13 protein-coding genes are annotated in these 10493 nt (G+C 38.0%); 10 read left to right on the forward strand and 3 right to left on the reverse strand.

From position 1 onward, the window contains the following. Positions 1-88: 88 nt before the first annotated feature. From BAZSYMA_RS04550 to BAZSYMA_RS04590, 9 genes are all read left to right on the forward strand, one after another. On the forward strand, positions 89-334 hold the full coding sequence (locus tag BAZSYMA_RS04550) for a hypothetical protein (protein WP_090716086.1): 246 nt from the start codon (positions 89-91) through the stop codon (positions 332-334). A gap of 479 nt (positions 335-813) precedes the next feature. Next, positions 814-2706, forward strand: a complete 1893-nt coding sequence (gene thrS, locus BAZSYMA_RS04555; protein WP_090716088.1) for a threonine--tRNA ligase — start codon at positions 814-816, stop codon at positions 2704-2706. Continuing rightward, positions 2706-3233: a translation initiation factor IF-3 gene (gene infC / locus BAZSYMA_RS04560; RefSeq protein ID WP_090716090.1), complete on the forward strand. Its 528-nt coding sequence runs from the start codon at positions 2706-2708 to the stop codon at positions 3231-3233. Before thrS ends, infC begins: the two co-directional genes overlap by 1 nt. Positions 3234-3331: 98 nt before the next feature. After that, entirely contained in the window at positions 3332-3529 is a 198-nt protein-coding gene (gene rpmI / locus BAZSYMA_RS04565) for a 50S ribosomal protein L35 (RefSeq protein ID WP_071563888.1), read from the forward strand. A 54-nt stretch (positions 3530-3583) separates the two neighbouring features. After that, complete coding sequence (gene rplT, locus BAZSYMA_RS04570) at positions 3584-3943, forward strand: 50S ribosomal protein L20 (protein WP_090716092.1); 360 nt, start codon at positions 3584-3586, stop codon at positions 3941-3943. A gap of 37 nt (positions 3944-3980) precedes the next feature. After that, positions 3981-4457 (forward strand): outer membrane lipoprotein, encoded by a 477-nt coding sequence (locus tag BAZSYMA_RS04575; protein ID WP_090716095.1) that lies wholly within the window; start codon positions 3981-3983, stop codon positions 4455-4457. Positions 4458-4467: 10 nt separating this feature from the next. Continuing rightward, positions 4468-5481, forward strand: coding sequence for a phenylalanine--tRNA ligase subunit alpha (pheS, locus tag BAZSYMA_RS04580; protein ID WP_090716097.1), 1014 nt, complete (start codon positions 4468-4470; stop codon positions 5479-5481). A gap of 12 nt (positions 5482-5493) precedes the next feature. Next, positions 5494-7857, forward strand: a complete 2364-nt coding sequence (gene pheT, locus BAZSYMA_RS04585; RefSeq protein WP_090716100.1) for a phenylalanine--tRNA ligase subunit beta — start codon at positions 5494-5496, stop codon at positions 7855-7857. Continuing rightward, positions 7857-8144 carry an integration host factor subunit alpha gene (locus BAZSYMA_RS04590; RefSeq protein ID WP_090716103.1) on the forward strand — a complete coding sequence of 96 codons (288 nt, stop codon included), beginning with the start codon at positions 7857-7859 and terminating at the stop codon, positions 8142-8144. The genes pheT and BAZSYMA_RS04590 overlap by 1 nt, the downstream gene beginning before the upstream one ends. Here BAZSYMA_RS04590 and BAZSYMA_RS04595 read toward each other — a convergent pair. Beyond that, entirely contained in the window at positions 8141-8599 is a 459-nt protein-coding gene (locus BAZSYMA_RS04595; protein ID WP_090716106.1) for a hypothetical protein, read from the reverse strand. The genes BAZSYMA_RS04590 and BAZSYMA_RS04595 overlap by 4 nt on opposite strands. Positions 8600-8644: 45 nt before the next feature. Here BAZSYMA_RS04595 and BAZSYMA_RS04600 point away from each other — a divergent pair, with 45 nt between their 5' ends. Then, a complete protein-coding gene (locus BAZSYMA_RS04600; protein WP_090716108.1) occupies positions 8645-9547 on the forward strand; it encodes a DMT family transporter in 903 nt (300 codons plus the stop codon). Between the two features lie 15 nt (positions 9548-9562). Here the strand turns inward: BAZSYMA_RS04600 and BAZSYMA_RS04605 are convergent, their stop codons facing one another. Then, positions 9563-10204 (reverse strand): DUF502 domain-containing protein, encoded by a 642-nt coding sequence (locus BAZSYMA_RS04605; RefSeq protein WP_090716110.1) that lies wholly within the window; start codon positions 10202-10204, stop codon positions 9563-9565. Beyond that, positions 10204-10493, reverse strand: a 290-nt coding sequence (locus BAZSYMA_RS04610) for a YqfO family protein (RefSeq protein WP_090716113.1), incomplete at its 5' end; no start/stop codon positions are given. The genes BAZSYMA_RS04605 and BAZSYMA_RS04610, both read right to left, overlap by 1 nt.

A 10493-nucleotide genomic window follows, 5' to 3' on the forward strand; every position in this document is an offset into this window, starting at 1 on the left:
CTATATTGGGTTAATGCAGGGGGCTCTGGTGGTGATAATGACATTTTCCCAGCAGGATTTAGTGTTCCAACTGAGACAGAGTTAGCCAATGATTACCACAACTCCTGTTGATGATGCTGCCACAGCCTTCTCCAGCTTTCTTAAAATGCCACTCAATGGCTACCGCCATAATCAATTCGTCGCACTCGAAACTCTTGGCGACCATGCCCGCTTGTGGGTTCGGTCTGCTGATGGAACGAATGGTCGTATCTTGTACATCCACGACGATAAAGCGTCGTTCCAAGCCAATCATCGTGCCATCGGTTTTGGTGTTCTCTATATTTATGAGGAGTAATTTGATTGGCCGAACCTCTGATTTTATTCAAAGGTTTAATGTATTTTGCTTGACCTAAACCAAGTAAAATATACTAATGCTAGTTGAACTTAGTTGTGCACTTATGATGCGAATCTACAAGGTATGCAATTGTTGGTGGCGTGATACTTTGAGAAGGTGAGAGGATTTTTAGCCTCAAGAAGCCCTTAGGGTATTTATTTGCACATTGCCCCTTAACGTAGCCATTCCGTAGAGTGTCTGCGTACTCTTTGTTTTTTTGTGTCGTAGGTACAAGACTTTTTAGGTTTTAAAATGAAAAAGGATGGAAATTTGAGTATTCGTTGCCTTAAAGATATCGTAGAGTATTGATAACCATAGGCAATCCGTATCTTAAATTTATAAGGTGCGGATGATTTTATTTGTTTTGAGCGTTGCACGCAGAAGTCAAGTGTGTAGATAAATAAGGTAAAATACTCCTTTTTTATTTTTAAAGTTTGTTCATGCCAATTATTACCCTGCCAGATGGTAGCGAAAAATCCTTTGACCAGAGCGTTAGTGTTTTTGATATTGCTAAGTCAATCGGTTCAGGTTTAGCTAAGGCAACTCTTGCTGGTAAGGTAAATGGCGAGTTGGTGGATGCTTCATTTGTGATTGAAGCTAACAGTACTTTATCTATTATCACCGATAAGGATGAAGAAGGGCTTGAGGTGATTCGCCATTCTACTGCACATTTGTTGGCACAGGCCACACAGATGCTTTATCCTGAGGCACAAGTAACTATTGGGCCGGTAATTGACAATGGTTTTTTCTATGATTTTGCGTATAAAGACGGTTTTTCAGAAGGTGATTTAGCCAAAATTGAAAAAAATATGAATAAGCTGGTCAAGCAAAATCTCAAGATTGAGCGCAGTGAAATGTCACGCGATAATGCGGTTAAATTTTTCAAAGATAAGGGTGAGTATTACAAGGCAGAAATTATTGCCTCTATTCCTGCCGAACAAGCTTTGTCACTTTATCAGCAAGGTGATTTCATTGATTTGTGTCGCGGGCCACATGTGCCTTCAACCGCCAAACTTAAAGCTTTTAAGTTGATAAAATTGGCGGGTGCTTATTGGCGAGGAGACAGCAATAATGAAATGCTACAACGAGTGTACGGCACGGCTTGGCGCAATAAAGAAGAATTGGAAAGCTATTTACACCGTTTAGAGGAAGCCTCAAAGCGTGACCATCGCAAGATCGGCAAAACACAAGATTTGTTTCATATGCAAGAAGAAGCGCCAGGTATGGTGTTTTGGCATGAGAAGGGCTGGACTTTATATCAAATCGTTGAACAATATATGCGTTTGGTATTTAGAAACAATGGTTATAAAGAAGTGCATACACCACAATTGATCGACAAAAGTCTTTGGGAAAAATCAGGGCATTGGGATAAATTTGGTGATGCGATGTTTACCACATCAAGTGAGAATCGTGACTATGCAGTAAAACCCATGAATTGTCCTGCGCATATTCAGATTTATAATCAAGGCTTGAAGTCTTATCGTGATTTGCCATTGCGTTTGGCAGAGTTTGGTTCTTGCCATCGTAATGAGCCTTCAGGTACTTTGCACGGCATTATGCGAGTGCGTAATTTTGTGCAGGATGATGGGCATATTTTTTGTAGTAGCGAGCAAATTCAATCAGAAGTGTCAGCATTTATTGACTTAACTTTTAGAATTTATAAGTATTTTGGTTTTGAAAATGTAGGTATCAAACTTTCTACCCGTCCTGAAAAGCGTGTTGGCTCAGATGAAGTGTGGGACCGTGCAGAAGCAGCATTGGAGCAGGCGCTAAACGCTAAAGGTATTGCTTGGAAGTTGCAAGAAGGCGAGGGTGCGTTTTATGGTCCTAAGATTGAATTTGTTTTAAAAGATTGTTTAGAGCGTGAATGGCAATGTGGTACATTGCAAGTGGATTTTTCTATGCCGCAGCGTTTGGACGCACAATTTATCGCTGAAGATGGTTCTAAACAAACCCCCGTTATGTTGCACCGTGCTATTGTCGGCTCTCTAGAAAGATTTATTGGTATTTTGATTGAACACTACGAAGGTGCATTTCCATCGTGGCTTGCGCCAATCCAAGCGGTTATCTTAAATATTTCTGAAAAACAAGCTGATTTTGTTACTGATGTTGAGAAAAAATTAAAAAAACAAGGGCTTAGAGTGATTTCGGACTTGCGAAATGAGAAGATAGGCTTTAAAATACGTGAACATTCTATGCAACGCTTCCCATATTTGTTAGTGATAGGTGACAGGGAAATGGAAAATAAACAAGTTTCAGTGCGCAGACGCGGTGGTGAAGACCTTGGGTCTATGTCAATTGATGCGTTTGTAGATTTAATCAATCAGGAGTAATTATTAAAAAACCAAACAGAATACGCATCAATCAATACATTAAGGCACCTCAGGTGCGTACGATTGATAGCAAAGGCGGGCAAGCTGGTGTATTAAGTACAATAGAAGCGCTAAAAATAGCAAAAGATGCTGGATTAGATTTAGTTGAAGTATCACCAAACGCTGAGCCACCTGTTTGTAAGGTGATGGATTTTGGTAAATATCAGTATGCGCAAAAGAAGCAGCTAAGTGACCAAAAGAAGAAACAAAAGAAAACAACGGTTAAAACTATTAAATACCGCCCTGGTACAGAAGAGGGCGATTACCAAATTAAATTTAGAAATTTGGTTAAGTTTTTAGATAATGGTGACAAGGTTAAAGTGAGTATTTGGTTCCGTGGTCGTGAGATGCAACACAAAGAACTGGGTATGAAAATGTTAGATAGAATTGAAAAAGACACAGAAGAATTTGCTAATGTAGAACAAAAAGCAAAGATGGAGGGTCGTCAGCTAGGCATGATGCTGGCACCCAAATCGAAAAAGAGATAAAAAATTGGGTTTAATCCAACCCAATTTTGTTGTCTCTTTATTTTTAATAACGTTATTTATACGAATAACAAATATGTCCAAAGGACAAGGAGAAAATTATGCCAAAGTTAAAAACCAATAGAGGCGCTGCAAAGCGCTTCAAAAAGACTGCCAGTGGCGGTTATAAGTGTAAACACTCTCACTTGCGTCACATCTTGACCAAAAAAAGTACTTCTAGAAAGCGTAGTTTGCGTGCACCGGACACAGTCGAGAAGGCTGATGTTCCAATGGTTCGTAAAATGTTACCCTATAGTTAACACTATTCGGTAAACACTAAAGCAGTTAAAAGTTAATTAATAGGAGTATAAAAAATGGCAAGAGTATCAAGAGGTGTGCAAGCGCACGCAAAACATAAGAAAATTTTAAAGAAAGCTAAAGGTTACTACGGCGCAAGGTCAAAAGTCTATCGTGTTGCTAAACAAGCAGTTATCAAGGCAGGACAATACGCATACCGTGATCGTCGTCAAAAGCGTCGTCAGTTTCGTAGACTTTGGATTGTGCGCATTAACGCTGAAGCACGCAATAATGGCTTGAGTTATTCAAGAATGATTGACGGCATGAGCAAAGCAGGTATTGAAATTGACCGTAAAGTTTTATCAGATATTGCAATTTTTGATAAACCAGCATTTGCAAAAATTGCAGACCAAGCGAAAGCAGCTTTGACTAAATAATGCTAGAATGGAGTTTTAAATAAAAAAAAGGGGGTGTATGAAACACAATATTATTTTAATGATATTAGTTGTATTTTTGACATCTTGTCAATCTTCAACAAATCGTTTTACACAAGATGAAAGGGGTGCAAACACTTATTTTTCTACTGAAACTGGTCGATTGTCTAGCGTGTTAGAAGGCAGTATTGTTTCTATTAAGCAAGTTCGATTATCAGACTCTAAAGGCATGGGTTCTGGTATTGGTACAGCGTTAGGCGCTGTAGCTGGCGCTAGTGCAGTCGGTAGTGATGATAGCGATAAGGTTGCAGGTGCTATTATTGGTGGTTTGCTAGGTGCGATGGCAGGCAGAGCAATTGAGGAAGATGCTACGAGTGACACTGGGTTTGAATTTTTAGTTAAATTAAGCAGTGGCGCAATCAAAGCTTTTGTACAAAAATCTAAGCAAGGATTGAGAGTTGGTGATCAGGTGTACATACTTTATGGTAATGGCACAGCGCGTTTAACGCGCAAATAATTGATTCATAATGATAGATGATATTCTCAGCAGAGCAAAAGACTCTATTGAAAAAGCACAAAGTTTAGGCGAACTTGAAGATTTAAGGGTTGCACTTTTAGGTAAGAAAGGTGAGCTAACAGCTCTTCTTAAAGGGCTTGGGCAGTTGAGTGCGCAGGAGCGCCCTAAAATGGGTGGGGTGATTAACCAAGCCAAAGGCGTTGTGCAAGATTTGTTAGCCCAGCGCAAAAATAACTTAGAAACAATTGCGTTAGAAAAGCGTCTATTGAGTGAAAAAATAGATGTCTCTCTGCCAGGTCGTAATGTTGAAATGGGCGGACTTCATCCTGTTACTATTACGCTTAAGCGCATTCAATCTTTGTTTGTGAAAAATGGTTTTGAAGTAGAGATTGGGCCTGAGATTGAGGATGATTTTCACAACTTTACTGCACTTAATATTCCTGAGCATCATCCAGCGCGCGCTATGCATGACACTTTTTATTTTGACGAAGGTTCAGTGTTAAGAACACACACTTCGCCAGTGCAAATTCGCACTATGGAAAATCAAAAACCACCCCTGCGCATTATTGCACCGGGTAAGGTATATCGTTGTGATTCAGATATTACCCATACGCCAATGTTTCATCAGGTGGAAGGTTTGATTGTTGATAAAGATGCAAACTTTGCACAACTTAAAGGCTTGTTGATTGATTTTCTGCGCGGATTTTTTGAAAAACAAGATTTAAAAGTGCGCTTTCGTCCTTCCTATTTCCCCTTCACTGAACCATCTGCAGAAGCGGACATTGAATGCGTTATTTGTGGTGGTGAGGGTTGTCGAGTTTGTAAAAAAACAGGCTGGCTAGAAGTGTTGGGTTGCGGGGTTGTTCATCCAAATGTTTTAAATTCGGTGAAGATTGATAGCGAAGAATACACTGGATTGGCTTTTGGTATGGGTGTTGAGCGTTTGACAATGTTGCGTTATGGTGTGAATGATTTGCGCTTATTCTTTGAAAATGATATTCGTTTTTTACGACAGTTCAAATAGGGTGATTGGTAGATGAATATTTCAACAACATGGTTGCGCGAATGGATTAGTCCAACTGTTAGTGATGAGGTGCTGGCGGAGCAATTGACAATGGCTGGTTTGGAAGTTGATGGCATTGCACCAGTTGCCCCATATTTTGAAAATGTGGTGGTGGGTTATGTGCTATCTTGTGAGAAACACCCCGATGCTGACAAGTTGAATCTGTGTCAGGTAGATGTTGGTGAGAGTAACAACCTACAAATTATTTGCGGTGCAAGCAATATTCGTACTGATTTAAAAGTGATTGTTGCTACCGTTGGTGCTGTACTACCAAATGGATTAAAAATCAAAAAAGCCAAACTTCGCGGTATTGAGTCATTCGGTATGATTTGTTCAGAATCTGAATTAGGTATGGCAGAAGATTCTGACGGCATCAGTGAGTTGGATGTTGATGCACCAATTGGTAAAAATATTAGAGAATACTTGAGCTTAGATGACAATATCATTGGGTTAGACATTACGCCCAATCGTGGTGATTGTTTCTCAATATTAGGTGTGGCGCGTGAAGTCAGCGCTAATTATGGCTTACCATTTAAAATGCCTAGTATTAGTGTTTCAGCGCAAGGCACATCAAGTGTCAAGTCTAGTGTTGACAACACCACTGCTTGTCCTAAGTATTTAACTAGAAGCATTTCAGGTATTGATAATACACTTAAAACGCCACGATGGATAGCTGATAAACTCATGCGCTCTGGTCAAGCAGTCCATTCGCCGGTGGTTGATATTACTAACTTTGTTTTATTGGAGCTGGGTCAGCCAATGCATGCTTTTGATATGGCAAAAATCAACGGCAACATTGAAGTTAGAAATGCCAAATTAGGCGAAAAAGTTGAATTGCTAAATGAAGCCACGGTTGAGCTAAAAGAGGATACTTTGGTGATTGTTGATGATAAATCAGTGCTTGCGATTGCGGGTGTAATGGGCGGTATGGATAGCGCCACTCAGCCTGATAGCACAGATATTTTATTAGAAAGTGCATTTTTTGAGCCAGTATCCATTGCAGGAAAGGCAAGAAATTATGGTTTGCATACTGAATCATCATTGCGCTTTGAGCGCGGTGTGGATTTTGCTATTACTGAGCTGGCAATAGATCGAGTGACACAATTAATTATTGAGATTTGCGGTGGTCAAGCAAGTGCCATAAATACTTGTATTGACGAGTCATCTTTACCAGTATTAGCGCCGATTACCATTACACAAGATAAGATTTACAAGGTGTTAGGTTTTGAATTAGATGCTAAATGGATTGAAGAAAAATTCACCAGTTTAGATTTTCAAATCAGCACTAAAACTAAAGATTCTTGGACTGTTATCCCGCCAAGTTTTAGATTTGATATTCGACTTCCAGCAGATTTAATTGAAGAATTAGCAAGATTGTACGGTTATGACAAACTACCTGTGCAGAAGTTATCACTTGATGCAAATATCAATGTTGCGTCAGAAGATCAGATTGATAAGTACGATATCATGCAATCTTTGGTGGCGCGTGGCTATCAAGAAGTCATTACTTATAGTTTTATCTCAGAAAAATATCACAACTTGGTTGATGCTAACGCTAATAAAGTTACCCTATCTAATCCAATTTCAGCAGATATGTCAGTGATGCGTTCATCGCTTATGTCAGGATTGTTGCAAAGTGTTGAATCAAATCAAAGACGCGGACACAGTGATGTAAGGTTCTTTGAAATCGGATTGTGTTTTGACGGCGTTGAAGCAAACAAACAGTCAAATAAATTAGCATGCATTGTTTCTGGTAATCGTTTTAATGCACAATGGGCAAGTGAGACAACACCATTAGATTTCTTTGATGCAAAGGCCGACTTGGAGTCATTGCTTAAATTAACAGCTACAGCTGCTACATTCATAGAAGATGAACACCCAGCCTTGCAAAAAGGACAAACTGCCAAGATAGAGCTTAATGGAGAGCAGGTAGGCTGGATTGGTGCATTAGCACCGAATGTGGCTAAAGAATTATCATTGCCTAAGTGTTATTTGTTTGAAATCAGTCTAAGTGCCGTCTTGTCAGGCAGTGTCGCCAAATACGAGGCTTTTTCCCAGTATCAAGAGGTTCAGCGTGATATTGCCTTGGTGTTAAATAAAGCAATCCCTGTCGCTGAATTAATTGATAGTATTGAAGCGCTGCAACAATCTGATTTTGTTGGTGTGCGTTTATTTGATGTTTATATTGGTGAGAATATTGAACCTGGTAAAAAAAGTGTTGCATTTAATCTAACTTATCAGTCACTTGAAAAAACTTTAAGTGATGAGGAAATTAGTGTTAAAATAGATGAAGTGTTAAATTTAATGAAAAATATGTTCTCAGCTGTTTTAAGATAATGTCAATTACTAAAAAAGACATCGCTGATTTATTGGTAGAGCAAATTGGCATTACCCATAATCAAGCATTATCAATGACAAATAACTTTTTTGATACGATTAAAGGCTCCCTTGCCAAGGGTGAGGATGTCAAATTATCTGGCTTTGGTAATTTCATAATTAGAGAAAAAGTAGCCCGCCCAGGTAGAAACCCAAAAACAGGCGAGCCAGTAACAATTTCAGCAAGAAAAGTAGCGACCTTTAAGGCTGGATTAAAACTTAAGAAAATAACAAAGTTAGGTGTTTAATCACTTATAGCCGACATAAAGCCCTTTAAGATAGGCATTGCTTTATCAAGAAATTCTTGGTCTTGCTCAACATTTCTGATTTGGTCTTCTAATAGTTTATCTGTTTCTTTTAGTGTTACTTGGTAATTATTATCAAATTCAAATGCGATAAAATAAAACCCCTTGCCTTTGTTTCTGGTTGAATGGACTGCTAAGAAGTCTGTTTCCCAGGCAAACTCGCCTTGATAGTTGTTGCCATCTTTTTGTACTAAGATAGCGGTATTGCCAAAATGAAAAATAAACTTTTCTGCAGTGCAGCTTGATGCGGGTTTGATTTTCAATTCACCGCTATTAAGAGCGTCAGAGATTTGTTTTAATTGCGGATTACTGAGTTGTATATATTTAGCGTCTAAATAATCATCAATATTGCTATCAGGGTAATTGTTTTCTAGAAATTTAACGAGTTTTTTTAACATTGGACTGTCTTTAGTGAAAAAAAGCCTATTATAATCGTAAAACTTATGAATAACACCCAACAAAAATTCTCTTTAGGTTTGTTATTGGCATTCTTGGGTACATTTTTATTTGCCTTAAAATCCATATTTATTAAGTTAGCTTATTTTGAAGGCTTGAATAGCAATGTTGTTTTGATGTTGCGTATGGCAATTGCACTACCTATTTACCTTGGCATACTGAGTTATATTTTTTGGAAAAAAGACCAATCTAAGGTACTTACTCAAACAACCCTATTTAGTATTGTTGGGCTGGGCTTTATCGGTTATTTTTTGGCGTCTTTATTGGATTTAAAAGGTCTTGAAACTATTTCTGCTGGGTTGGAGAGATTGACTTTGTTTACCTATCCTATTTTTATTGCGATTTTAGGTGCAATTTTCTTTTCCACACTATTAACTAAGCGCATCATTGTTGTATTAATTACAACTTATTTAGGATTGTGGATTATGTTTAGCCAAGAAAGGCTATTGAGTGATAGTAATGATATTGGATCTGGTGTGATACTGGTGTTGTTCTCAGCATTAAGTTATGCATTTTATGTGTTATTTAGTAAGAAAATTATTAGTAGAATTGGCTCAGTTTTGTTTACCGCAATTGCAATGAGTGCCTCTAGTATGTTTGTGTTGTTTTTTTATTTTTTATTGTTTGACTTCTCTCAGGTGTCAATTAGTCACAATGCATGGCTTTGGGTGTTTTTATTAGCGACAGTAAGTACTGTTATCCCTAGTTTCTTAATTAGTGAGGCAATTCATAGGATTTCACCTTTGCAAACAAGCATTGTGGGAATGTTAGGTCCTATCGTTACAATCATACTGGCAGTATTCATACTTTCTGAGCCATTTGGTATTCATAAAATTTTAGGCGTTAGTTTGGTTGTGTTGGGTGTAGGGTTTTTAACTTTTAGACGCTAGACAAAAAAGTAAACACTAGATTGATGCGTGTTTTTGTTTCCATCGGGTAAAGGAAACTAAGTTGTTATTTGAATCTTGGTTTAAAATTTCAGTCATACTCTTTGTTCCCATTGACAATAAATAATTAAGATTGTCGTTAAATTTTGCCCCTTCTATGACCAAAATATCATCTTGATGAGCTTCAAACATAAATCCACCATTGGGAATTGGACTCATTGAGAGTGTGACTGTGTAATGGTTTTTAATAATACTTTCTTTGGTGGAATACATGAGTCCAATGTTGTATCCCGATTGAGTGAAACCTTTAATTGCCACGACCAAAACTTCATTTTTACCTTTTTTTGAGGAATTAAAAATATCTACAATATCTTTAATGGTAGAATAAAATGGCACTTTTTTAATGAACAAATCAAAAGCAGAGGCGAGGCGTGTGGTGGCAATACTACCAATAATTGATAGGGCTAATACGATGATAATAATTCCTATCATTACCCACAAAAGAAGGTACTCTTCGGTATTGGCATTCGTTCTACTAAATAAAATATGTGTTAATATTGCGGCTTTTTCAAATAACCAATTTGCAATAAAAACAATTAATAGAATGGGTAGAATCCAAAAAAATCCTTGTAAGGCGGTATGAAATATTTTTTTAAACATTATAATGCCTCTGTTTTTAATACAAAATATGCCACTTGCTCGTAAGGGTGGGAATGTTTCACCACTTGCTCAATATTCTCTTTTGCACACAGCATTTCAACTTTGAGCTCTTCAAGGGTCTCTACCTTGTTTAATTTCCCAATAGCAGGGCTGGCGTTATTTACTGGTTTGAATTGTCCAGTACCCACAGTTTGCCATGCACATTGTTTGTAATTATCAAATTGTCCTGCACCCGCATCAAACATCAAATTTTTAACAATTTGTGCGTGCTCTGTTGGTACATAAAAAC

Origin of the sequence: Bathymodiolus azoricus thioautotrophic gill symbiont (assembly GCF_001298715.1) — a bacterium.
Taxonomy (GTDB): domain Bacteria; phylum Pseudomonadota; class Gammaproteobacteria; order PS1; family Pseudothioglobaceae; genus Thiodubiliella.